This is a genomic window from Streptomyces sp. 2P-4 (assembly GCF_030167965.1).
Classification (GTDB): domain Bacteria; phylum Actinomycetota; class Actinomycetes; order Streptomycetales; family Streptomycetaceae; genus Streptomyces; species Streptomyces globosus_A.
In genome coordinates, this window is the sequence record NZ_CP095011.1 from 1,603,951 (window position 1) to 1,628,543 (window position 24,593).

The window sequence follows — 24,593 nt, forward strand, 5'->3', positions numbered from 1 at the left end:
CCCTCCCCCGCACACCCCCGCATGGGCCCGCTGTGCCGCACCCCAGCCCAGGAAGTAGGAGACCCTTGTCCTCCCATCCCGCCCCCCGCCGCACCATCGCCGTCGTACTCGCCGGGGGGACCGGCCAGCGCATCGGGCTCGAAATACCGAAGCAGCTCCTCAAGATCGCCGGCAGGTCGATCCTGGAGCACACCCTCCACATCTTCGAGAACGCACCGGACGTCGACGAGGTCGTCCTCCTGATGACCCCGGCGTACGTGGACGACGCCCGCCGCATCGTGGAGAAGGCCCGCCTCTCCAAGGTGACCGGCGTGCTGGCCGGCGGCGCCACCCGCAGCGAGACCACCCGCATCGCCATCCGGGCCGCCTCCGAGCGGCTCGCCGGCGGCGAGGACTGCAACCTCCTCTTCCACGACGCGGTGCGCCCGCTGCTGTCGCAGCGCGTGGTCCGCGAGTGCGTCGAGTCCCTGGAGCGGTACCAGGCCGTCGACGTCGCGATCCCCTCCTCCGACACCGTCATCGTCACCCGCACCCACGGCGACGACGGCGAGTTCATCACCGAGGTCCCCGACCGCTCGCGCCTGCGCCGCGGCCAGACCCCGCAGGGCTTCCGCCTCTCCACGATCGCCGCCGCCTACGAGCGGGCCGCCGCGGACCCGTTCTTCCAGGCGACCGACGACTGCTCCGTCGTCGTCAAGTACCTGCCGGACGTCCCCGTCCACGTGGTCACGGGCGACGACTACAACATGAAGGTGACGCAGCCCGTCGACGTCTTCATCGCCGACAAGCTGTTCCAGCTCGCCTCGCACGCCGCGCCCGCGCAGGCCGGCGAGGCCGCCTACCGCGAGCAGCTGGCCGGCAAGACGATGGTGGTCTTCGGCGGCTCGTACGGCATCGGCGCCGACATCGCGCGGATCGCCGAGGGCTTCGGCGCCCGCGTCTTCGCGATGGGCCGATCGACCACCGGCACCCACGTCGAGAACCCGGACCACGTCGAGGAGGCGCTGTCCGGGGCCTACGCCGAGACGGGCCGCATCGACTACGTCGTCAACACCGCGGGGGTGCTCCGCGTCGGCCGCCTCGCCGACACCGACGACGCCACCGTCCGCGAGGCGCTGGAGGTCAACTACCTCGCGCCGGTGAACATCGCCCGCAGCGCCTACAAGTACCTCAGCGAGACGGGGGGCCAGCTGCTGCTGTTCACCTCCAGCAGCTACACCCGGGGCCGCGCCGAGTACAGCCTGTACTCCTCGACGAAGGCGGCCATGGTGAACCTGACCCAGGCCCTCGCCGACGAGTGGGCCGAGGACGGCATCCGCGTCAACTGCGTCAACCCGGAGCGCACCGCCACCCCGATGCGCACGAAGGCGTTCGGCCAGGAGCCGGAGGGCTCGCTGCTCACCTCCGAGTCGGTGGCCCTGACGTCCCTCGACGTCCTCGTCTCCGAGATGACCGGCCATGTGATCGACGTCCGCAAGCAGGACCCGACCTCCGCCCCGGCGTCGCAGCGCTCCGGGTTCGAGGCGGCGCTCGCGGAGGTCCTCATCCGGACCACGGAGGACCAGGGGGTCTAGGCGTGACGTACGCACCCGAACAGCAGCAGGCACGGCGGCCGCGGATCTACGTGGCGGGCGGCTCCAACGCGGTGGGCCGCCCGTACACCTTCCTGCCCATGGCGGGATGGACGCAGGCCCTCCCCCTCTTCCTCACGGAGGCGGTGGAGGTCGTCAACTGCGCCCGCGCACGGGCCAGTTCGAAGAGCTTTCGCGAGCGCGGCCGGCTCCAGTGGATCCTGGAGGACATGGCCCCGGGCGACTACCTGCTCTTCTCCTTCGGCCAGAACGACATCAAACCGGACCCCGGCCTGCACACCGAGCCGTTCTCCTCCTTCACGGAGCAGATGGCCGCCTACGTGCACGGGGCGCGGGAGCGGCAGGGCCACCCCGTGGTGATGCTGGGCTACGAGCGGCGGCGGATCGACCGGCACGGCAACGTCGCCCGGTTCCTCGGCGACTACACCCTGGCCGCCCGGCAGCTCGCCGAGGACGAGCACGTACCGGTCGTCGACCTGTACGGGCAGAGCCTGCAGTGGTGGGAGGAGCTCGGGCCGGAGGCGACCAAGGCGGTCTTCACCTACCTGCGCCGCGGCGAGCCGCTCCAGCCGAACGTCCTCGACGGGGACAACGTGCACGTGCGGGCCGAGGGCGCGATCGAGTGCGCGCGCTTCGTGGCGCGCAGCCTGCTGGAGCAGGGCGTCATCCCGGCCCACTGGGGCCGCGGCCTCGACCGCACCCGCTTCGACTACGACGAGATGGGCTGGCTGGACGAGGAGACGTTCCGCCGGCGCACCGCGTCCCGCGTGTCCACCTTCCCCGGCGCCTGAGGAGTCCGGCCCGTGAACCACCTCCTGTGCCGGGGCCGGGCCCTCGGCGAGGACCCCGCCCAGGGCGCCGTGTACGCGGCGCTGTACAGCTCCGCCGACCCCCGCCGCGGCGTGGCGCCCGGCGAGACGTTCCAGCTCGGCCTGTCCGTGGCGCCCGACGGGGGCGCCCCGCGCGGCTGCGCGTACCTGCTCCAGGCGCCGCTCACCGAATCCGCCGAGGTCGTCGGCGTGCAGGGGCTGGAGTTCTTCCCGCGGCAGCGCTGGTTCCGGCTGCGGGCCGAGCCCGGCGAGAACGCCGCCGGCGTGCTGCACCTGCGCGTCCGCGACACCGCGGCCGAGCCGCGCATCCGCCCGCAGATCATGGTCGGCGTACCGGATCCGACGGGCCGCAGGACGACCCGCACCGGGCGGCTCGACGCGGAGGCGCTGCCGCTGCGCCGGCCCGTCGCCCGCGGGCTGCGGCTGACGGCCGAACCGGGCGGCTCCGGTTCGGTCAACGTCCTGTCGGCGTGTCCCCCGGGGTGCACGGCCGTCACCGTGACGGCGCCCCGCAACGGCGACGCGCAGCTGTCGTACGACGGCTGGGTCACCTACACCCCGGCCCCCGGCTTCACCGGCTACGACCGCTTCGCGTACACCGTCGCGACCCCGGCCGGCGAGAAGCTGACCTCGCACGTCAACGTCTTCACCGGCCCGCTCGACGCCGTGCCGGGGGCGTTCCCCGTGCAGCCGTCGGAGGTCGCCTTCCGGCCCTGGCAGTGGCCCGAGCTGACCGGCGAGATGCCGTGGCCCCGCACCGCACCGTCCGCGACCGACCGATGAGGAACCCCGCAGCATGAACAGCGCCGTCGTGCACCCCGCCGACATCAAGGACGTCTCCGTCGCGGTCCGGGTGAGCAACCAGGCGGCGGCGCTCGACGCCTGCCTGGCCTCCCTCTTCGTCCAGACGATCGGCACGGACCGGCTGGAAGTCATCGGCGTCGACGACGGGTCGACAGACGAGAGCGGGTCCGTCCTGGCCCGGGCCGCGCACCAGTACCCGTCGTTCGTCCGGGTCGGGCAGGTGACGCAGGGCCTCAGTCCGGCGGCGGCCCGCAACTGGGCGCTCAGCCAGGTCCGCGGCCGGTACGTGATCTTCCTGGAGGCGGTGGACCGGCTGGCTCCGGACGCCCTGGAGCGGATGGTCGCCGCGGCCGACGCGAACGAGGCGGACGTCGTCCTCGGCAAGCTGGAGAGCTCCGGCCGGCACACCGTCCCGACGGCCATGTTCCGCAAGAACCAGGCGTACACCGACGCCTGGTCCTCGCGCGCGTACTGGTCGCTGAGCCCCGACAAGCTGTTCCGGACCAGCCTGCTGCACCGGCGCGGGCTGTCCTTCCCCACGGACATGCCGATGGGCGACGAACAGGTCTTCACGGCCGGGGCGTTCATCGCGGCGGACAACGTCTCCGTCGTCGGCGACGCGACCTGCGTGGTCAAGGGCCCGGACCCGGCGCACCGGGCGACGCTGTCGGACCGGGTCGCGCTGGCCTCCCGGATGCTGGCGCTGGTCGCCTCGCAGGTGCCCGAGGGGCCGCGCCGCGACCGGCTCCAGTCGCGGCACCTGGAGGTGGAGCTCGGAAAGGCCACCGCGACGGCGCTGCTGTCGGCCGCCGACCCGGCGGAGCGGGACCGGACGCTGTGGGAGGCCGCCGAGGTGCTGCGCACGCAGGCCACCCCGGGCGCCCTGGCGCTGCTGCCGCGGATGGTGGCGGTCCGCTTCGCCCTGCTCGCGCAGGGCCGGCTCGCCGAGGCGCAGAAGATGGCGGCGTTCGAGGCGGACAAGGACCGGCCCGCGGTCCGCAAGACCGTGGAGGGCGGGCGGGTCTTCACCACCCTGCCGTTCTTCCGCGACCCGCAGGTCGGGCTGCCGGACGAGCTGTTCGACATCACCGCCGACATGACCGTCAGCCATCAGCTGCAGAAGGCCCGCTGGGACGGGGCGATGCTGCTCCTGGACGGCTACGCCTTCTTCGAGCAGCTGTCGACGAAGGACCGCGCGACGCGCGTCGTGCTGCGCGAGCGGTTCACCGGTGCGCAGGAGAGCCACGCGGTGACGGCCCGCCGGGACGACACGCTGGCCAACGCCAAGGGCAAGACGCGCGCCATGGGCCGCTTCTCGGCGCGGGTCAACCTGGCGCAGACCTCCAGCGGCTGGCCGCTCCCGCCGGGCACCTGGGACCTGTACCTGTCGGTGAGCTTCGAGGGCGTGACCCAGGAGGTGCGGCTCGGCACGCGCCGGGCGGCCGACCTGGACTCCACCGCGCGGATGCCGGTGCGCATCGCCGACGCTCCGGGCGCGCAGGGGATGGAGCTGGCCGCCACGCCGTACTACGCGGAGGACGGGGGCCTCACCGTGGAGGTCGCCCAGCGGATGCCGCTGCCGGGGCGGGGCTGACGCGTACGGGCCCGGCCGCCCGACGCGGCCGGGCCGCCGTCTTCCCGGCGGCGGCTCAGGCCAGGTACTCCCACGGGCCGAAGGCCAGTCCCCCGGCGGCGGTGTCCTGCCGCGTGCACATGGGTGCGCCCTCCTCGTCGAAGGCGGCGACGACGACGCGGCCGGCCGCGTCGACCGCGACCTGCGGGGCGCGGGCGCCGTGCCCGCCGAGGGAGGCCCACCAGGTGCCGTAGCCCTCGTTCTCGGTGACGTAGGCGGTGACCTCGACGTCCCCGTCGGCGCCGATCTGGGCCAGGACCGTGCAGTCGTAGCCGCCGAGCATCGCGCGGGCGACGCCGGGCGCGCCGCGGCCGCCGGCGCCGCCGAGGCCCATCAGTCCGCCCTGGACGCCCTGGCTGGGGGACCGCCAGGCGACGAGCGAGCCGTCGCCGGGGTAGCGCCAGAAGTACGTGGCCCGGCGCGGGCCCGTCTCGCAGGCGGCGGCGGTGCCGGGCACGACCGGCGTCGGGATCCGTTCGGCGAGCCCGAACCGGCCCTGTCCCATGCCGGTCCAGTGGTCGGCGTGCCCCTGGCCGGGGGCGAGGACCTCCAGGGTGCCCCCGGCCGGCATGAGCGGGGTCACGTCGCCGCGGTAGGGCTGTCCCGACACCGGCTTCCAACCGCCCCAGGCACCCTCCGGGTTGCGGCTGCGCCGCAGGATGCCCGAGTGGCGGAGCGAGACGATGACGTGCGTGGAGCCGGAGCGCTGGTTCACGGCGATGCGGGGCGGTCCGGACAGGCTGTCGTCCTCCGGGCCGCCGCGCAGCCCGGGCGTGCCGAGGCCCCGCCAGTCCATCATCCCGCGGCCTGTCTGGAACTGCGTGGAGACGATCACCTCGGGGCTGCCGGAGTCGCCGGCGGCGGAGCGCAGGGCGGCGAAGTGCACGTACCCCTCGCGGCTGCGGGCCATGGCGGCCGGACCGATCCAGCCCTCGACCTCGAAGGGCTCCGGCCCGGTCCAGCCGGTCCGGGGGGCGGCGGCCTCGGTCCAGCGGAGCAGGCCGCGCGGGGTGCAGGCGTAGGCGGTCAGCCGGCCGTCGCCGCCGGCGAACAGCCAGTTCCCGACGGGCGGGGAGGAGCTGTGGGGACCCGGCCCGCCCGTGGGCGCGCCCTGCGCACCGCGAGCCGAAGAGGCAGTCCGGTCACTGCCTTTGCCTCGGATCACGCAGCTGTCCACCCTTCTGACGAATATGTCCGTTTTGGGGCCGGGGGTGTTCACCCGAGAGAACCAGCCACTCGAAAGCGTGTCTTATGATGCACCCCATTCGATGATAGAAGGGCACTGCCTCCATGACCGACGGCCCCTCGGCCACCCCCGCTCCCTCCCGGCGCAAGCCGCGGCGCGGTGGCAAGCGCGTCCTGCGGATCGTACTGCTGGCGCTGGCGGTGCTCATCCTCGCGGCCGGCGGGGCCGGCTGGTGGGCGTACAGCCACCTCAACGGCAACATCGACAGCGTCGACCTCGACCAGGCGATCGGCGACGACCGCCCGAAGAAGGTCGTGCCGGGCGCCCAGAACATCCTCGTCCTCGGCTCCGACTCGCGCGCGGGCGCCAACGGCGACCTCGACCACGGCGACGTGGCAGGCGCCCGCTCCGACACCGCGATGCTCATCCACGTCCCGGAGGGCCGGGCGAAGGCCACGGCGGTGAGCATCCCCCGGGACACCCTCATATCCCGGCCCGAGTGCAGGAAGGCAGACGGCAAGACCGTCGCGGCCGCCGAGCGGGTCATGTTCAACTCGGTCTACACGCTGGCCGGGCCGGCCTGCGTGGTCAAGACCGTCGAGCAGCTGTCCGGGATCCGCGTCGACCACTTCGTCGAGGTCGACTTCGCCGGTTTCAAGGGCCTGGTCGACGCCCTCGGCGGCGTCACCGTCACCCTGGACCAGCCGATGAGCGGCACCAAGGGCGGCCTGAAGCTCGACCCGGGCACCCACCGCCTCGACGGCGAGCAGTCCCTGAAGTTCGTCCGCACCCGCTACGGCTACGGCGACGGCAGCGACCTCGGGCGCATAGGCCTCCAGCAGCAGTTCATGATCGCCATGCTGTCGGAGATGAAGAAGCAGGACGCCCTCGGCAACCCGGCCCGGCTGTACAAGCTCGCGGACGCCGGCACCAAGTCGCTCACCACCGACTCCGAACTCGCCTCTCTGACGGCGCTCGCCGACTTCGCGCAGAGCATGAAGGGCGTGAACCCGGAGACGATGGAGACCATCATGCTCCCGGTCGCCTACGACAAGGTCGACCCCAACCGCGTCGTCGTCGCCCAGCCGCAGGCCGGAATGCTGTGGGAGGCGCTGCGCACCGACCAGAAGATCCCGGCGGAGGCGAAGAAGTCCCCCGCGAGCGGCTCCAAGGGCTGACGCGCAGACGGCGGGTGCGGCCGGTCGGGACCCGCCGCACCCGGTGCCTGCAGGGGTCAGTACTTGGCGTCCTGGCCCGCCTTGGCCAGGCGGCTGTTGCGGCGCCCGTAGACGAAGTAGACGACGACGCCCACGCCCATCCAGATGCCGAAGCGGATCCACGTGTCGACCGGCAGGTTGAGCATCAGCCACAGCGAGGCCGCCATCGACAGGATCGGGATGAACGGCACGAGCGGCGTGCGGAAGGATCGGTGCAGGTCGGGCCGGGTCCGGCGCAGGATGATCACGCCGAGGGCGACCACGACGAACGCGAACAGCGTGCCGATGTTGACCAGCTCGGCGAGCTTCTCCAGGCTGGTGAAGCCGGCGACGACCGCGATGATCACGCCGAGCAGGATCGTCGCCCGGTACGGGGTGCGGTACTTGGGGTGGGTGACGGAGAAGACGCGCGGCAGCAGTCCGTCGCGGCTCATCGCGAAGAACACGCGGGTCTGGCCCAGCAGCAGGATCATGCACACGGTGATCAGGCCGACGGAGGCGCCGAGGCTGATGGCGCCCGCGAAGAACGGCTGGTTCACCGATTTGAACGCCTCGGCGAGCGGGGCGCTCGGCGACATCTCCGCGTAGTTCTGCATGCCGGTGACCACGAGCGTCACGGCGACGTACAGCACGGTGCAGATGAGCAGCGAGCCCAGGATGCCGCGGGGCATGTCCCGCTGCGGGTTCTTCGTCTCCTCCGCCGCCGTCGCCACCACGTCGAAGCCGATGAAGGCGAAGAAGACGAGCGAGGCCGCGGTGAAGATGCCCATGACGCCGAAGTTGGTGGGCGCGTACCCGAACAGCACCTGCACCAGGGGGGCGTGGAGGCCGCCCCCGGCGGGCTGCGGCTCGGCCGGCGGGATGAACGGCGAGTAGTTGTCGGCCTTGATGAAGAACACGCCGGCGACGATGACCAGCAGCACGACGGTCACCTTGATGGCGACGACGATCGCGGTGATCCGCGCCGACAGCTTCGTCCCGACGACCAGGATCGCCGTCAGGGCGAGGACCAGCAGGAACGCGAACAGGTCGAAGGTGCCGCCCGCATCCGGACCGGACAGCGCGGCCGGCATGTCCCAGCCGAGGTTCGTCTGCATCAGGTTGCGGATGTAGCCGGACCAGCCGACCGCGACGACCGCGGTGCCGAGCGCGAATTCGAGCACGAGGTCCCAGCCGATGATCCAGGCGGGCAGCTCGCCGATCGACGCGTAGGAGAACGTGTACGCCGAGCCCGCCACCGGCACGGTGGACGCGAACTCGGCGTAGCACAGGGCGGCCAGCGCACAGACGATGCCTGCGGCGACGAACGACAGGGCGGTGGCCGGCCCGGCATTGTTGCGCGCTGCGATGCCCGTCAGGACGAAGATGCCGGTGCCGATGATGACACCCACGCCGAAGACGGTCAGGTCCCAGGCCGACAGCGACTTGCGGAGCGCGTGTTCCGGCTCCTCCGTGTCGCGGATGGACTGTTCCACCGTCTTCGTGCGGAAGGGGCTGTTGAGATCCGGACTCACCGACGCACCTCCGAAAGGCGACGACGCAACGGAACGGGCCGGGAGGCCCACCCACTCCAGGGTGATCTCCCGGCCCGTGTGCTGCAACCGCGCACGCCCTCCGCGGCGGCGCGCCGCCCGCGTCCGGCTGGTCGCGGCTAGTCGACCGCGGCGGCCGGCTCGCTGTCGAGGCGGCCGTCCAGCTTGGCGACCAGGCCGGTGACCTGCCGGGCGATGTCCGGCGCGGTCAGGCCGATCTCGGCCAGGATCTCCTTGCGCAGCGCGTGGTCGAGGAACCGCTGCGGGATGCCGAAGTCGCGCAGCGGGACGTCCACACCGGCGTCGCGCAGGGCCTGCGACACGGCGGCGCCCACACCGCCCACGCGGCCGTTGTCCTCGACGGTGACGACGACGCGGTGCTGCTCGGCGAGCGGGGCGAGGGCCTCGTCCACCGGCTTGACCCAGCGCGGGTCGACGACGGTGCTGGAGATGCCCTGCTTGTCGAGGAGGTCGGCGACCTCCAGGCACATCGGGGCGAGGGCGCCCACCGAGACGAGCAGGACGTCCGGCCGGGTGACGTCGGCCGCGGGGCGGCGCAGGACGTCCATGCCGCCGATGCGGCCGACCGCCGGCACGGCGGGTCCGACGACGCCCTTGGAGAAGCGGACGACGGTCGGGGCGTCCTTGACCTCGACGGCCTCGCGGAGCTGGGCGCGCAGCTGCTCGGCGTCGCGCGGGGCGGCGAGCCGCAGACCGGGCACCACCTGGAGGATCGACATGTCCCACATGCCGTTGTGGCTGGCGCCGTCGTCGCCGGTGACGCCGGCGCGGTCCAGGACGAAGGTGACACCGCACTTGTGCAGCGCGACGTCCATCAGGACCTGGTCGAAGGCGCGGTTGAGGAAGGTGGCGTAGACGGCGAAGACCGGGTGCACGCCGCCGGTGGCCAGGCCCGCCGCCGAGGTGGCGCCGTGCTGCTCGGCGATGCCGACGTCGTAGATGCGGTCCGGGAACTCCTCGGCGAACTTGTTCAGGCCGACGGGGTGGAGCATGGCGGCGGTGATGCCGACGATGTCCGGGCGCTCGCGGCCGATCCTGACCATCTCGTCGGCGAAGACGGAGGTCCAGCTGGCGGCGGCCGTCTTCACCGGCAGGCCGGTGTCGGGGTGGATGACGCCCACCGCGTGGAAACGGTCCGCCTCGTGCTCCAGGGCGGGCGTGTAGCCGCGGCCCTTCTGGGTGAGGCAGTGGACGATGACCGGCCCGCTGAAGCGCTTGGCGCGCAGGAGCGCGGACTCCAGGGCCTCGATGTCGTGGCCGTCGATGGGGCCGATGTACTTCAGGCCCAGGTCCTCGAACATGCCCTGCGGGGCGATGAAGTCCTTCAGGCCCTTCTTGGCGCCGTGCAGGGTCTCGAAGAGCGGCTTCCCGACGACCGGGGTGCGCTCCAGGATCTCCTTGCCGCGGGCCAGGAAGCGCTCGTAGCCGTCCGTGGTGCGCAGGGTGGCCAGGTGGTTGGCGAGGCCGCCGATGGTCGGGCCGTAGGAGCGCTCGTTGTCGTTGACGACGATGACGAGCGGGCGGTCCTTGGCGGCGGCGATGTTGTTGAGGGCCTCCCAGGCCATGCCGCCCGTGAGCGCGCCGTCGCCGATGACGGCGGCGACGTGGTGGTCGGTCCGGCCCAGCACCTCGTTGGCCTTGGCCAGTCCGTCGGCCCAGCCCAGCACGGTGGAGGCGTGGGAGTTCTCGATGACGTCGTGCTCGGACTCGGCGCGCGAGGGGTAGCCGGACAGGCCGCCCTTGGTGCGCAGGCCGGCGAAGTCCTGGCGGCCCGTGAGCAGCTTGTGGACGTACGCCTGGTGCCCGGTGTCGAAGAGGACCTTGTCCTTGGGCGATTCGAAGACCCGGTGCAGGGCGATCGTCAGCTCGACCACACCGAGGTTGGGGCCGAGGTGCCCGCCGGTCTTGGAGACGGCGTCGACGAGGAAGGACCTGATCTCGGCGGCGAGCTCGGTGAGCTCCTCCTGGCTGAGCCGGTCCAGATCGCGCGGTCCCTTGATGCGGGTCAGCAGCACCCGTGCCTCCTTGCAGTTGCTGGCTGGTCTGTCGAGTCTAATGTTCCGTCGGCGGCGCCGGTCATCGGGCTGCCGCAGGCGGGTCACAGCTTTGTCATTCCTGCACGGATCGCCCCGGTGCCACACATCACATCCGGGTGCTTATCCGCACAATTGCCCGCACGGGCGCACGAGGGGACGTACGCACGGGTGCCCGGCGCCACACGGGTGGCGCCGGGCACTGTGACCGGTCTTACCGCGCCGGGGCGCGTCGTCAGGCGCGTCCGGCCGTCTTCTGGGTCTTGCGGGTGACCGAGTCGATCACCACGGTGGCCAGCAGCACCGCACCGGTGATCATGTACTGGACGGGCGTGGCGATTCCCTCGAGAGCCAGACCGTACTGGATCGAGGTGATGACCAGGACACCGAGGAGGGCGTTCCAGGTGCGGCCGCGGCCGCCGAAGAGGCTGGTGCCGCCGATGACGGCCGCCGCGATCACGTTCATCAGCAGGTCGCCGGCGCCGGCGCTCTGGTTCGCCGCCGCGATCTTGGAGGCCCAGAAGAGCCCGCCGACGGCGGCGAAGGTGCCCGCGATGGAGAAGACCGCGATGCGGATCCCGGTGACGTTGATGCCGGCGCGGCGGGAGGCCTCGACGCTGCCGCCGAGGGCGAAGACGTTCCTGCCGAAGGCGGTGCGGCGCAGCAGGAAGTCCGTTCCGACCAGGACGAGCACGAAGAGCACCACCGCGAGCGGGAGGCCCTTGTACTGGTTGAACACCGCGGCGGGGCCGAAGGTGAACACGGCGAGCAGGCCGGTGCGCAGCAGCAGCTCGCTCATCGGGCGGGACGGGACGCCCGCGGCCGCGCGGCGCTTGTTGTCGCTGAAGGCGGCCAGGAAGTACCCGGCCGTGGCGACCGCGGCGAGGCCGTAGGCGGCGGCCACGTCCGTGAAGTAGTACGTGGTCAGCCGGCCGACGACACCGTCGGAGTCGATGTTGATCGTGCCGCTGCTGCCCAGGATCTGGAGCATCGCGCCGGACCAGAACAGCAGGCCCGACAGGGTGACGGCGAAGGCCGGCGCCCCGATCTTGGCGAAGAAGAAGCCGTGGATTGCGCCGATCAGGGCGCCGCCGCCGATCGCCGCCAGGACCGCCACCCACTCGTTGACCCCGTTGGTGACCGCCAGGACGGCGAAGAGGGCGCCCGAGACACCGCTGACGGAGCCGACGGAGAGGTCGATCTCGCCGAGCAGCAGCACGAAGATGATGCCGACGGCCATCATGCCGGTGGCGACCATCGTGATCGCGATGTTGGTGAGGTTCTCCGGGGAGAGGAAGTTCGCGTTCAGGCCCTGGAAGATGCCCCAGATCACGATCAGGCCGATGACGACCGGGAGGGACCCGAGGTCGCCGGCCTTCATCTTGCGGCCGAACTCGCTCAGGTAGCCCGAGAGGCCCTGCTCGCGGACGAGCAGGCGCGGGTCCACCGCGGGGATGGCGTCGGCCGGGGCCGCGGGGTTGGCGAGCTTCGCCACGTCCTCCGCGTGGTGGTGGTGGGTGCTCACTTGCGGGCCTCCCCGGTGCGGGCCGCGCGGCGGGTCACGGCGTTGTCCGTGGCCCCCGTGATGGCCGAGATGATCTCTTCCTGCGAGGTGTCGGCGACCTTGAAGACACCGTTGTTGCGGCCCAGCCGCAGGACCGCAACGCGGTCGGCGACGGCCTTCACATCGGCCATGTTGTGGCTGATGAGGATGACGGCGTGGCCGCGCTCGCGGAGCCGCTCCACCAGGTCGAGCACCTGTGCGGTCTGCTCGACGCCGAGGGCGGCGGTGGGCTCGTCGAGGATGACCAGCTTCGGCTCGCCCAGCATGGAGCGGGCGATGGCCACGGTCTGGCGCTGGCCGCCGGAGAGCGAGGCGATGGGGATCCGGACACTGGGGATCCGGATGGACAGGGTGGTCAGGAGCTCGCGGGCGCGGCGCTCCATCTCGACCTCGTCCAGGACGCCGCGGCGCTTGAGCTCGCGTCCGAGGAAGAGATTGCCGACGACGTCGATGTTGTCGCACAGCGCGAGGTCCTGGTAGACCGTCGCGATGCCCAGGTTCTGGGCGTCGTGGGGCTTGCTGATCGCCACCGGCCTGCCCTCCCACTCGATGACGCCGTCATCGATGGGGTGGACGCCAGCGATCGTCTTGACGAGCGTGGACTTGCCGGCGCCGTTGTCGCCGACCAGGGCGACCACCTCGCCGGAATGGATCTCGAGCTCTACGTCGGTCAGCGCCTGGACGGCGCCGAACCGCTTCGAGACCCCTCGCAACGCCAGCACGGGCGCAGCGGACACATGAACCATCTCCTTCGCCGCCGACGGGCGGGGATGTCGTGCAGAAAGTGCAGGAGCGGGGTGGGGGAATCGTTTCTGCCCGGCGGCCCCGCCTCTGGCGGGGATGGTGGGGCGGGGCGCCGGGCAGGCGCGGGGGTCCTGGGCCGGACCGGAGGTCGCGGGGGCGGGGCCTCCGGCCGGGAGGACGCTGGGGCCTACTTCAGGCCGAGGGAGGCGCAGGCGGCCGCGTACTTGTCGGTGCAGATCTCGTCCGCGGTGTAGACGCCGTCCTTGATGACAGTGTCCTTGATGTTGTTCTTGGTGAGCGAGATGACGGGGATGAGGACCGACGGGACGCCCTGGGTGGTGGGGCTGTCGACCTTGTTGTTGATGATCCCGTCGATCTTCTCGCCCTTGGCGAGGGCGACGGCCATCTCGGCGGCGGCCTCGGCCTCGGGGGCGTACGGCTTGTAGACGCTCATGAACTGCTCGCCTGCGACGATGCGCTGCACGCCCGCGAGCTCGGCGTCCTGACCGGTGACCGGGGGCAGCGGGCTCATGCCGGCGGCCTTGAGGGCGGTGATGATGCCGCCGGCCATGCCGTCGTTGGCGGAGTAGACACCGACGATGTTGTTCTTGCCGAGGGCGGAGATGGCGCCGGCCATGTTGGTGTTGGCGTTCTCCGGCTTCCACTCCTTGGTGTCGTACTCCTTGCCGATGGTCACCTTGCCGTCGAGGACGGAGTGGGCGCCCTTCTTGAAGAGTGCGGCGTTCGGGTCGGTGACCGAGCCGTTCATCATCACGATCTGGCCGGACTGGGCCTTGTCGCCGAGGGCCTCCAGCAGGGCCTTGCCCTGGACGCGGCCGACCTCTTCGTTGTCGAAGGAGGTGTAGGCGTCGATCGGGCCCTCCGCCAGGCGGTCGTAGGCCACCACCGGGATGCCGGCGTCCTTGGCCCGCTTGACCGCGCCCGCGATGGCCTTGGAGTCCACCGCGTCGACGATCAGCACGTTCACCTTGTTGGTGATCATGGTGTCGACCTGGGAGTTCTGGGTGGTCGCATCCTGCTTGGCGTTGGCGTAGACGACCTCGCCCTTGCCGTTGGTGAGCTGCGCGACCTTCTTCTCGATGAGCGGCTTGTCGAACTTCTCGTAGCGCGCGGTCTGGTTCTCGGGCAGGAGCAGCCCGACCTTGATCGCACCGTCCGCGGCCGCGGCCGTGCCGGTGCCGTTCGACGTGGTGCCGGCCTCCTTGGCGCTGCCACAGGCGGCGAGGGAAACGGCTGCGGCGCCGGCGGCGACGACAACGGCGGCTCTACGCATACGCGTGTTCATTTCTTGAACCTCCCTGACGAGGCCGCAACACTGCGGCCGAGGTGGGTGCGAGTCAACCCGGCCGCCACTTTGCCGTCAAGGAGTGAATCCTTAACGAGATGACAACGGTGCCATCCGTTATCTAACTGAAGACAAGAGCTTCGGCGACGCGGAATCGGCCAGGAGGGTGGAATCGCCCATTTCGCTCAGGACCAGCGCGAGGGCGCCGAGCACTTCGGCCCGGCTGCCCAACGAGCCGGTCAGGACGGACAGTTGGCGGGCCGCGCTGGGGATGGCGTACCGCCCCACGGACTCGCGTATGGGGGCCAGGACGAGCTCGCCCGCCTCGGCCAGCGACCCGCCGAGCACGACCCGCGTCGGGTTCAGCAGATTGCAGAGGTTGGCGACACCGCTGCCCACGTGGCGGCCCACGTCGGCGATGACGCGGCGGCACCCGGGGTCGCCGTCGCGGGCCAGCTCGACCACCCGCTCCATGGTCAGTCCGGGCCCGTGGGTGCCCTGGAGCAGCGGCAGGACGTACCGGGCCGCGGCGAAGGTCTCCAGGCAGCCGCGGTTTCCGCAGCGGCAGACCGGGCCGGACTCGTCGAGGGTGATGTGCCCGATCTCGCCGGCCGTGCCGCCGGGCCCGCGGTAGATCTGCCCGTTGATGACCAGGCCGGCGCCGACACCGCTCGCCACCTTGATGTACGCGAGGTCCTTGACCCCGCGCCCGCTCCCCCACACCAGCTCGCCGAGCGCGCCCAGGTTGGCGTCGTTGTCGACGTGGACGGGGACGCCCAGGCGCCGCGAGAGCTCCTCGCGCGGGTTGATCCCGGCCCACCCCGGCAGGATGGCCGTCGAGCCCAGCGTCCCGGACTCCACGTCGATCGGGCCGGGGACGCCGAGCCCCACCCCGATGACCTTCCCCAGGTCCACGCCTATGCCCGCGATCAGCTCGCCCACCAGGGCTTCGGCCCGGTCGAAGCCGTCGGCCCAGGAGGCGTCCACGTCCAGCGGGGCGGCCTCCTCGGCCAGCACGCGGTGGGCCAGGTTGCCGACCGCGACCCGCAGGTGGGTGTGGCCGAAGTCGACGCCGATGACGATGCCCGCGTCCCCGCTGAGGGAGACGCTGCGCGCCCTGCGGCCCCCCGAGGAGGTGTCGGTGACCTCGACCGTCCCGCCCTCCTTGAGCTCCCGGACGATGTTGGACACCGTGGCCGCCGACAGCCCGGTGGACCGGGCGATCTCCGCCTGGGTCAGCGAACCCGCGAGCCGTACGGCCCGCACGACCCGTTCGAGGTTCGCTCGGTGCAGCGAGGACTGCGATCCGGGAGTCTGCACGACTCATCCACTCCTGCCCATGGGCGGCGGCCGGCCGCCGCCCTCCGGCCGGTGGCCGCGGCTGACGGCTCCGAGACCCCGGCGTCTCCAACTTGTGAACCCTTAGTCGAACCCTCGGACATCCACACGTCAAGAGGCGGACACGGAGCAAAACGGCCCTTATGGGTCATAAGTATGAGAGATGTCGAGCAGATCGTGCCACGGGCGGCGCGGACCGGCGACCGGAGGCGGGTCGGGCGGCTGCGGAGGGCAGGGGGCCGGGGGCGGGGCGGGGGCAGGGCGGGGGCGCGGCCGGGCGCGGAGGCGGGCTACTTCAGGGTGCCCGACGTCAGCCCCGCCTGGATCTGGCGCTGGAAGGACAGGTACACCACCAGCATCGGCACCATGGCGAGCGTCACGCCGGCGAACAGCACCGGCAGGTCCGTCTCGTACCCCATCTGGTACTGGAGCTGGATCAGGCCCTGCGTGAGCATGTACCGCTCCGGGTCCGAGCCCGACTGCGGCTGCATCAGCACCGACGGCAGGATGTACTGGTTCCACTGCCCCAGCACGTTGAAGATCCCGACGCTGATCAGGCCCGGCTTGGCCATCGGCAGCATCACCTGGAAGAAGATCCGCGTGTCGGAGGCCCCGTCGAGCACGGCCGCCTCGTGCACGGCCGTCGGCAGCGTCCGGAAGAAGGAGTGCATGAAGAAGACGGTGAACGGCATCGAGTACGCGACGTACACCAGGATCAGGCCCTGGTAGGTGTTCAGCATGTCCAGGCGCTTGACCATGAAGAAGAGCGGCACGAGCGCCAGGAACACCGGGAACATGGCCCCGCTGACGAAGAAGAAGTACACCACCCGGTTGCCCGGGAACGGGTAGCGGGCCAGCACGTACGCGGCCATCGACCCCAGCAGCATCGTCAGCGGCACCGAGAAGGACATCACGATCAGCGTGTGTGCGAAGTAGTCGCCGATCCCCTTGTCCCAGGCCCGCGCGAACGCGTCGAGGTTCCAGTTCGTCGGCCGGCTCAGCGCCGACCCGCCGATCTCGGAGTCGGTCTTGAACGAGCCGAGCGCAAGCCACACCAGCGGCAGCACGATCAGCACCGCCCAGACGGCGAGGAAGCCGTGGGAGAAGACGTTCAGGACGGCGCCGTCGGAGCGGCCCGCGCCCGGCGCGGCGGGGCGGCCGCCGCCGGCCCTCTGCGCAGAGGACTCCCCGGGCGCCTTGATCACAGTGGTCATCGTCGTCTCCCGGTCAGAACTCGATGCGGTCGCGCCGGGTGGCGCGCAGCACGACGACGGAGAGGACCATGGTCAGGACGAGCATCACGACCCCCATCGCGCACGCGTAGCCGCTCTTGCCGAAGTACAGGAAGTTGCGCATCAGCACGGTCGCCATGACCTCGCTGTGGTGGTCGGGGCCGCCGCCGAACTGCCCTGACGTCATCGTCGAGACCAGGACGAACATGTCCATGGCCGCGATGCCCAGGTAGACGGCGGAGGTCTGCACCGAGTCCCACAGCAGGGGCAGCGTCACCCGGAAGAAGGTCTGCGCGCGCCCCGCCCCGTCGAGGAGGGCGGCCTCGTAGACGTCCTTGGGGACGGACTGCATGGCGGCCGAGAACAGGACCAGGTAGAAGCCGACCCCGTGCCAGACGACGACCAGCAGCAGGCACCACAGGACCAGGTCGGGGTCGTTGAGCCACTCGACGGGCCGCCCGGCGTCGACGAGGCCGAGCCGGATCAGCAGGCCGTTCAGCAGGCCGCCCTCGTCGCTGCGGTACACCGCGCCGAAGAGGACGGCGAGGATGGCGAGGGAGAGGACCTGGGGGAAGAAGTAGACGATCTTGTAGAAGGAGGAGCCGCGGACCCCGCGGACCCCTCCGGCCCCGCTGCGCCCTCCCGCGTTCACCATGAAGGCGAAGAAGAGGGCCAGCAGGATGGTGGTGGCCGGGACGAACACGAGGAGGAGCAGGTTGTGCCAGAGCGCGCCGCGGAAGACCTCGTCCTCCATGAGGGCCGCGTAGTTCTCCCAGCCGACGAAGTCGAAGGTGGGGGACTGGCCGGACCAGTTCGTGAAGGAGTAGCCGAAGGTCTGGATGTACGGCCAGATGACGAATGTCAGGTACAGCGCTAGCGGCAGGACGAGGAAGCCGGCGATGAAGCCGGCCCGTCCGCGCCCCCGGGCTACGTGGCTCATGGTGTCCGTCCGTCCCTGGGCGTCAGCTGCGGCGGTTGTTCTTCGCGTTGGGGTCCTTGGCGGCCTTGTCCACCGCGGCCTGGGCCCGCTTGATCCACTCCTTGGGCTGGATCCGCTTGGCCATCAGTTCATTGGACGCGTTCTGGATCTCGGTGTCCATTTCGCTGTACCAGTCGGGGTACAGGTACTGGAAGGTGTGGGTGCCGGCGGCCTTCACCGCGGCGACGGCGGAGCGGGTGCCGGGGCGCAGGGAGACCCCCGGATCGACGCCGTCCTTGAGGACGGTGAGGGAGTTGGCCTGCTGGGCGAAGACCGTGGACCATTCGCGTGACAGCATCGAGCGCAGGAACTCCAAGCCGGCGGGCTTGTTGGCGGCCTTCTCGGGGACGATGAAGGGTTCGCCGGCGCCGGCCCGGATGGCCTCGAAGGGCAGCTTGCTGTCGGGGAGCAGCGGGACCGGCAGGAACTTCATGTCGAAGTCCTCCGGGGTCTGCTTGAGCTGCTCGTTCTCCAGCCAGGAGCCGGAGGGGATGAAGGCGGCCTTGTACTGGTTCCAGGCGGTCTGGGACTCCGTGTGGGTGAGGCCGTTGGTGCCGGCCATGAGGAGGCCCTTCTCGACGACCTCGTAGACGGCCTCGACGGCGGCGAGGGCGGCCGGGTTGTCGGCGAAGGCGTTGGACTCCAGGTTGTCGATGGCCTTGACGGCGTCGAGGCCGCCCTTCTTGGCGATCAGGTCCATGATGACGACGTTGATGTAGTACGGGTACTTGCCCTGGTGGGCGAGGCCGCCGATGCCCGCGTCGCGGGCCTTGGTGCACACGTCGAGGAACTGGTCCCAGGTCTTCGGCTCGGTCCAGCCCTTCTCCTTGAAGAGCTTGCCGGAGTACCAGAAGCCGAAGACGGTGTAGACGTAGTTGAGGGCGACGAACTTGCCTCCCTGCGTGCCCTGTTCGACGGTCCCCGGGATGAGGAGGTCGCGGACCTTCCTGGCCGGGTCGTCGATCGAGGGGGCGTCGAGGACCGGGGTGAGGTCGGCGAGCTGGCCGCCCTTCGCCAGGACGTCGATCTTGATCGCCTGGGCTCCGGCGTCGTCGACGACGTCCGGCGGGTTGCCGCCGTTGAACCGGGGCTGGAGCTTGGCGGCGATCTCCTGGGTGCCGAGGTGGGAGCTGGTGGTGCCCCACTTCTTGTCGAAGGCGGCCTCCCAGGCCTTGGCGTAGTCGTCGCCGAACCCGCCCTTGAAGACGACGACGTCGAGCTTGCCGCCCTTGGCTACGCCGAACGGGTTCTCCTTGGTGACGGCCGCCTTGCCGGGGCCGTTGGTCGCGGCCTCGCCGCCGGAGGCGCAGGCGGACAGGAAGCCCATCGCGGGCGTGGTGATGAGGCCGAGTGCCGCGGAGCGCTTGATCAGATCGCGGCGGCCGAGGCCGCCCTCGCCGGTGGATCCCATGCTCATGTCCTCGCCTTCGTCCGGGTGTGAAGGAGGCCGGGGAGCACGGGCGTTGCGGCACACGCGGGCACAGCCGCAGGTCCCCGCCCATCCCCCCGTCCGGCGCCGCTGGACCGCCGCGGGCCGGACGCGCACAGGTATAGTCCACTTCCACTGGTGTGAGCAAGATCATGCGCAGCCATGTCTGGCAGCTTTTCCGAGTTGAGACCTCGGTGAAACCTGGGCCCTCCGCCATCCGGACAGACGGGAAGGGCCGCACCCCCGGCAGGGTGCGGCCCTTCGACGGCGGCGCCGGGCGCCGCTCACACGGCTCAGCCGCGGATCAGGTTCCGCAGGACGTACTGCATGATGCCGCCGTTGCGGTAGTAGTCCGCCTCACCGGGGGTGTCGATGCGGACGACCGCGTCGAACTCGACACCGGTGTCGGTGCTCACCTTGACGGTGCGCGGGGTGGTGCCGTCGTTCAGCTCGGTGACGCCGGTGATGGAGAAGGTCTCCTCGCCGGTCAGGCCCAGGGAGGCGGCCGAGGCACCCTCGGGGAACTGCAGCGGCAGGACGCCCATGCCGATCAGGTTCGAGCGGTGGATGCGCTCGTAGGACTCGGCGACGACGGCCTTGACGCCGAGCAGCGCGGTGCCCTTGGCGGCCCAGTCGCGGGAGGAGCCGGAGCCGTACTCCTTGCCCGCCAGGATGACCAGCGGGATGCCGGCGGCCTGGTAGTTCTGGGAGGCGTCGTAGATGAAGGAGACCGGGCCGCCCTCCTGCGTGAAGTCACGCGTGAAGCCGCCCTCGGTGCCCGGCGCGATCTGGTTGCGCAGGCGGATGTTGGCGAACGTGCCGCGGATCATGACCTCGTGGTTGCCGCGGCGGGAACCGTACGAGTTGAAGTCGCGGCGCTCGACGCCGTGCTCGGTGAGGTACTTGCCGGCGGGGGTGTCGGCCTTGATCGCACCGGCCGGGGAGATGTGGTCGGTGGTGACCGAGTCGCCCAGCTTCGCCAGCACGCGGGCGCCGGCGATGTCGGAGACCGGGGTGGTCTCCATGGTCATGCCCTCGAAGTACGGGGGCTTGCGCACGTAGGTGGACTGCGGGTCCCACTCGAAGGTGTTGCCGGTCGGGATCGGCAGCGCCTGCCACTGGGCGTCGCCCGCGAAGACGTCCTGGTAGGACTTGGAGAACATGTCCTCGCCGATGGCGTTGGCGACGACGTCGTTGACCTCGGCCTCGGTCGGCCAGATGTCCTTGAGGAAGACCGGGTTGCCCTCGGTGTCGGTGCCGATGGCGTCCTTGGTGATGTCCACCTTCATGGAGCCGGCGATGGCGTACGCGACGACGAGCGGCGGGGACGCCAGGTAGTTCATCTTGACGTCGGGGTTGATGCGGCCCTCGAAGTTGCGGTTGCCGGAGAGCACCGAGGTGACCGCGAGGTCGTGCTCGTTGATCGCCTTCGAGATCTCCTCGTCCAGCGGACCGGAGTTGCCGATGCAGGTGGTGCAGCCGTACCCGACGAGGTTGAAGCCCATCTTGTCGAGGTACGGGGTCAGGCCGGCCTTGTCGAAGTAGTCGGTGACGACCTTCGAGCCCGGGGCCAGGGTGGTCTTGACCCACGGCTTGCGGGCCAGGCCCTTCTCGACCGCCTTCTTCGCCACGAGCGCCGCGGCGACCATGACGTAGGGGTTCGAGGTGTTGGTGCAGGAGGTGATCGCGGCGACGGTGACGGCGCCGTGGTCGATCTCGAAGGAGGAGCCGTCGGCCAGGGTGACCAGGGTCGGCTTCGACGGGGCGCCGTCCGGGTGGTTCGCCGGGGCGTCGGAGGCCGGGAAGGACTCCTTGCCCGCCTCGTCGACCTCGTCGACGTAGTTGCGGACGTCCAGCTTGAACTGCTCGGCGGCGTCGGCCAGGACGATGCGGTCCTGCGGGCGCTTCGGGCCGGCGATGGACGGGACGACCGTGGAGAGGTCGAGCTCCAGCTTCTCGGAGAAGTCCGGCTCGGCGGCCGGGTCCAGCCAGAGGCCCTGCTCCTTGGCGTACGCCTCGACGAGCGCGACCTGCTGCTCCGAGCGGCCGGTGAGCTTGAGGTACTTCAGGGTCTCGCCGTCGATCGGGAAGATCGCGGCGGTGGAGCCGAACTCCGGCGACATGTTGCCGATGGTGGCGCGGTTGGCCAGCGAGGTGGCGGCGACGCCCTCGCCGTAGAACTCGACGAACTTGCCGACGACACCGTGCTTGCGCAGCATCTCGGTGATCGTGAGCACGAGGTCGGTGGCGGTGGTGCCGGTGGGCAGCTCGCCGGTCAGCTTGAAGCCGACGACGCGCGGGATCAGCATGGAGACCGGCTGGCCGAGCATCGCGGCCTCGGCCTCGATGCCGCCGACGCCCCAGCCGAGGACGCCGAGGCCGTTGACCATGGTGGTGTGCGAGTCGGTGCCGACCAGGGTGTCCGGGTACGCCTGGCCGTTGCGGACCATCACGGTGCGGGCCAGGTGCTCGATGTTCACCTGGTGGACGATGCCGGTGCCGGGCGGGACGACCTTGAACTCGTCGAACGCGGTCTGGCCCCAGCGCAGGAACTGGTAGCGCTCCTTGTTGCGGCCGTACTCCAGCTCGACGTTCTGGGTGAAGGCGTCCTTGGTGCCGAACTTGTCGGCGATGACCGAGTGGTCGATGACGAGCTCGGCCGGGGCCAGCGGGTTGATCTTGGACGGGTCGCCGCCGAGCTCCTTCACGGCCTCACGCATGGTGGCGAGGTCGACGACACAGGGGACGCCGGTGAAGTCCTGCATGATCACGCGCGCCGGCGTGAACTGGATCTCCTGGCTCGGCTGGGCCTGCGAGTCCCAGCCGCCGAGGGCCCGGATGTGGTCGGCGGTGATGTTCGCGCCGTCCTCGGTGCGGAGCAGGTTCTCCAGCAGCACCTTCAGGCTGTAGGGCAGGCGGGCGGAACCCTCGACCTTGTCCAGCCGGAAGATCTCGTACGACTCGTCGCCCACCTGCAGCGTGCTGCGGGCGTCGAAGCTGTTCGCCGACACGACAGTCTCCTTCATGCATGAAATTCGCGCGTATAACCGCAATCCTGCCGCCACGCCCTGTGGCCAATCCGCTAAGGTAAGGCTAAGTTAGGTCACCCTTACCCGTTGTGGCGGCTGCGGTACGCCTTCGGCAGATATCTCGATGTCGAGATAACTCTAGTGCATCCCCGCCGGAAGGTCATGCCCGGCATGCCCGCCCACCGCCGCGGCGTCCGAACGGCGCAGCGGCGCAGCCCCGGAGGGCGCCCCGAACAACCGCCGCCGACCCGCGGATCGGCCGGGACGGCGGCATCGCCGTCGGCGGACTGCTCGGGGTCGGCTTCGCAATCCACCCGGGAGCGGACGCGGCCTCGTCATGGTCGAGTCGAGCGTGCGGGTCGGTTGCACATGCACCTCTCGTGGGCGCACCCACCGCCCGCTGCGCCGGCACCGGTGCAGTCGCCCCTCACCCCCTCACCGGGCTCCGGGGGTCCCGTCCGGTGCGAACGACCGCCGGAACGTGAAGGCGTACGGCTCAGCACCTCGGCCGTGGAGGTATTCGAGCCTGGCGACGCCTTCCGGCCACGTCGGTATCACCCGGTCGGCGACCCACCAGAGCACGTACGGCGGGTGTCCGGTCCGCTCGAACCAATCGTGACGCCTGTTCAGCGCCTCGCGGTGCAGTCCCGAGTAGATGGCGTCGCGGGCAGGCCGCAGACCGGTCCAGACGGAGAGCGTCGCGGCCAGGGCGACACGCTCCCGCGTCCGGCCCTTGCCGTACCACCACGGCACGGCGAACTCGCCCCACGCACCCCAGTCCAAGTCGAAGTGCGTGCCGCGACCGCCGGGTGCCGCCTCCGCATGGGCGACGTATCCGGGCTGCCGGGCGATCTCCGGGTAGACGGACTCGCCCCTGTCGTGGAGTTCGCGCGTCAGCGGTCCGGGATCGGCCAGCGGCGCTTTCAGGACACCGAACGTGTACAGAGCAAGCTGAGGCATGCGTCTCCCCCGATGGTTGGCGCCGCGCGTGACCACCGCGCGCCGGATACCCCGTGAACGTAGCCACCCCTGCCCGCCTTGTCGAAGTTGCGTTCTTGCTCCCGAAATGGCCTCCCGATGCAGTCCCCACGGCGCGTCCGTCAGCCGCCTGCCGACGGCAGCACGCAGCGATCCGAAGTGCCGCGGCCCGCCGCCGAGTCCTGTCCGCTCCCGGGCACGGGCACCGGCCCGCACCCGAAATCCGCTTGCCCACCCCCCGCCGCCCTGCGAGCGTCCCCGCATGCCCACCTTCACCTCGTACGACGGCACCCTCCTGGACTACCGCGTCCTGGACGGGCCCGGCCCGGACCTCGTCTGCCTCCCCGGCGGACCGATGCAGGATTCCGCGTACCTCGGCGACCTCGGCGGCCTGGCCGCGCACCGCCGCCTGGTCCTGCTCGACCCGCGCGGCACCGGCGCCTCGGCCGTGCCCGCGGACCCGGCGACGTACCGCTGCGACCGCCAGGTCGCCGACCTCGAAGCCCTGCGCCGGCACCTCGCCCTCCCCCGCATGGACCTGCTGGCGCACAGCGCCGGCGCGAACCTGGCCGCGCTGTACGCGGCCCGGTACCCGCAGCACACCGGACGGCTCGCGCTGATCACCCCGAGCGTCGCCGCCACCGGCATCACCGTCACCGGCGAGCAGCGGCTGGCCGCCGCGCGGCTCCGCCGCGGCGAGCCGTGGTTCCCGGCCGCGCTCGCGGCGCTGGAGCGCATCGTCGCAGGGGAGCCCGGCTCCGACGACTGGACGGCGGTGGAACCCTTCTTCCACGGCCGCTGGGACGAGTCCGCCCGGGAGTTCGCCGCCGACTCGGCGCGCCGCAAGAACCAGGAGGCAGCAGCGGCCTTCGGCGCGGACGGCGCCTACGACCCGGACGCCCTGCGGGCAGCGCTCCGCCACTCCGGGTCCCCCGTCCTCGTCCTGGCCGGCGAACTCGACCTGCAGGGACCGCTCCCCGCCATGACGGAGTACGCCGGCCTCTTCGCGCAGGCGAAGCTCATCGTCCACCCGGGAGCCGGCCACTTCCCGTGGCGCGACGACCCGGCCGTCTTCACCTCGACCGCGGCAGCGTTCCTGGCGAACTGAGGCGGGGGTGCGGGACGGAGGCGGCCGCACCCCACCCC

Annotated in this window: 18 protein-coding genes; 6 read left to right on the top strand and 12 right to left on the bottom strand. The window is 71.0% G+C overall.

Annotated elements, in window-relative coordinates:
• Positions 1–65 precede the first annotated feature (65 nt).
• From MUK52_RS06600 to MUK52_RS06615, 4 genes are read left to right on the top strand one after another with little or no spacing between them, the layout of a single operon-like run.
• On the top strand, positions 66–1,574 hold the full coding sequence (locus tag MUK52_RS06600) for an SDR family NAD(P)-dependent oxidoreductase (RefSeq protein WP_284575030.1): 1,509 nt from the start codon (positions 66–68) through the stop codon (positions 1,572–1,574).
• A gap of 2 nt (positions 1,575–1,576) precedes the next feature.
• Entirely contained in the window at positions 1,577–2,383 is an 807-nt protein-coding gene (locus MUK52_RS06605) for a rhamnogalacturonan acetylesterase (protein ID WP_114054749.1), read from the top strand.
• 12 nt (positions 2,384–2,395) lie between these two features.
• Positions 2,396–3,205 (top strand): Ig-like domain-containing protein, encoded by an 810-nt coding sequence (locus tag MUK52_RS06610; protein ID WP_114054748.1) that lies wholly within the window; start codon positions 2,396–2,398, stop codon positions 3,203–3,205.
• Between the two features lie 13 nt (positions 3,206–3,218).
• The gene (locus MUK52_RS06615) at positions 3,219–4,820 is read left to right on the top strand and encodes a glycosyltransferase family 2 protein (RefSeq protein WP_284575032.1); all 1,602 of its coding nucleotides are present in this window, start codon (positions 3,219–3,221) and stop codon (positions 4,818–4,820) included.
• Between the two features lie 55 nt (positions 4,821–4,875).
• Here the strand turns inward: MUK52_RS06615 and MUK52_RS06620 are convergent, their stop codons facing one another.
• A complete protein-coding gene (locus tag MUK52_RS06620) occupies positions 4,876–6,024 on the bottom strand; it encodes a hypothetical protein (protein WP_162793146.1) in 1,149 nt (382 codons plus the stop codon).
• A gap of 125 nt (positions 6,025–6,149) precedes the next feature.
• Between MUK52_RS06620 and MUK52_RS06625 the strand changes: the two genes are divergently transcribed.
• Complete coding sequence (locus tag MUK52_RS06625; protein ID WP_284575033.1) at positions 6,150–7,223, top strand: LCP family protein; 1,074 nt, start codon at positions 6,150–6,152, stop codon at positions 7,221–7,223.
• A 56-nt stretch (positions 7,224–7,279) separates the two neighbouring features.
• Here the strand turns inward: MUK52_RS06625 and MUK52_RS06630 are convergent, their stop codons facing one another.
• From MUK52_RS06630 to MUK52_RS06680, 11 genes are all read right to left on the bottom strand, one after another.
• Positions 7,280–8,776 carry an amino acid permease gene (locus MUK52_RS06630; protein WP_114054745.1) on the bottom strand — a complete coding sequence of 499 codons (1,497 nt, stop codon included), beginning with the start codon at positions 8,774–8,776 and terminating at the stop codon, positions 7,280–7,282.
• 137 nt (positions 8,777–8,913) lie between these two features.
• Positions 8,914–10,830: a 1-deoxy-D-xylulose-5-phosphate synthase gene (dxs, locus tag MUK52_RS06635; protein ID WP_114054744.1), complete on the bottom strand. Its 1,917-nt coding sequence runs from the start codon at positions 10,828–10,830 to the stop codon at positions 8,914–8,916.
• Positions 10,831–11,083: 253 nt separating this feature from the next.
• A complete protein-coding gene (locus MUK52_RS06640; protein WP_246042796.1) occupies positions 11,084–12,343 on the bottom strand; it encodes a sugar ABC transporter permease in 1,260 nt (419 codons plus the stop codon).
• 26 nt (positions 12,344–12,369) lie between these two features.
• Entirely contained in the window at positions 12,370–13,158 is a 789-nt protein-coding gene (locus MUK52_RS06645) for an ATP-binding cassette domain-containing protein (protein ID WP_114054742.1), read from the bottom strand.
• Between the two features lie 185 nt (positions 13,159–13,343).
• On the bottom strand, positions 13,344–14,450 hold the full coding sequence (locus MUK52_RS06650) for a substrate-binding domain-containing protein (protein WP_246042411.1): 1,107 nt from the start codon (positions 14,448–14,450) through the stop codon (positions 13,344–13,346).
• A 129-nt stretch (positions 14,451–14,579) separates the two neighbouring features.
• Positions 14,580–15,782: an ROK family transcriptional regulator gene (locus MUK52_RS06655; RefSeq protein ID WP_114054740.1), complete on the bottom strand. Its 1,203-nt coding sequence runs from the start codon at positions 15,780–15,782 to the stop codon at positions 14,580–14,582.
• A gap of 308 nt (positions 15,783–16,090) precedes the next feature.
• Entirely contained in the window at positions 16,091–17,014 is a 924-nt protein-coding gene (locus MUK52_RS06660; RefSeq protein WP_284575036.1) for a carbohydrate ABC transporter permease, read from the bottom strand.
• 13 nt (positions 17,015–17,027) lie between these two features.
• Entirely contained in the window at positions 17,028–17,972 is a 945-nt protein-coding gene (locus MUK52_RS06665; protein WP_114054738.1) for a carbohydrate ABC transporter permease, read from the bottom strand.
• A 22-nt stretch (positions 17,973–17,994) separates the two neighbouring features.
• Positions 17,995–19,422 carry an N-acetylglucosamine/diacetylchitobiose ABC transporter substrate-binding protein gene (gene ngcE, locus MUK52_RS06670; protein ID WP_114058539.1) on the bottom strand — a complete coding sequence of 476 codons (1,428 nt, stop codon included), beginning with the start codon at positions 19,420–19,422 and terminating at the stop codon, positions 17,995–17,997.
• Positions 19,423–19,733: 311 nt separating this feature from the next.
• A complete protein-coding gene (acnA, locus tag MUK52_RS06675; RefSeq protein WP_114054737.1) occupies positions 19,734–22,451 on the bottom strand; it encodes an aconitate hydratase AcnA in 2,718 nt (905 codons plus the stop codon).
• A gap of 453 nt (positions 22,452–22,904) precedes the next feature.
• Entirely contained in the window at positions 22,905–23,429 is a 525-nt protein-coding gene (locus tag MUK52_RS06680; protein ID WP_284575037.1) for a DUF3291 domain-containing protein, read from the bottom strand.
• A gap of 280 nt (positions 23,430–23,709) precedes the next feature.
• Between MUK52_RS06680 and MUK52_RS06685 the strand changes: the two genes are divergently transcribed.
• Entirely contained in the window at positions 23,710–24,555 is an 846-nt protein-coding gene (locus MUK52_RS06685; RefSeq protein WP_284575038.1) for an alpha/beta fold hydrolase, read from the top strand.
• Positions 24,556–24,593: the final 38 nt, after the last annotated feature.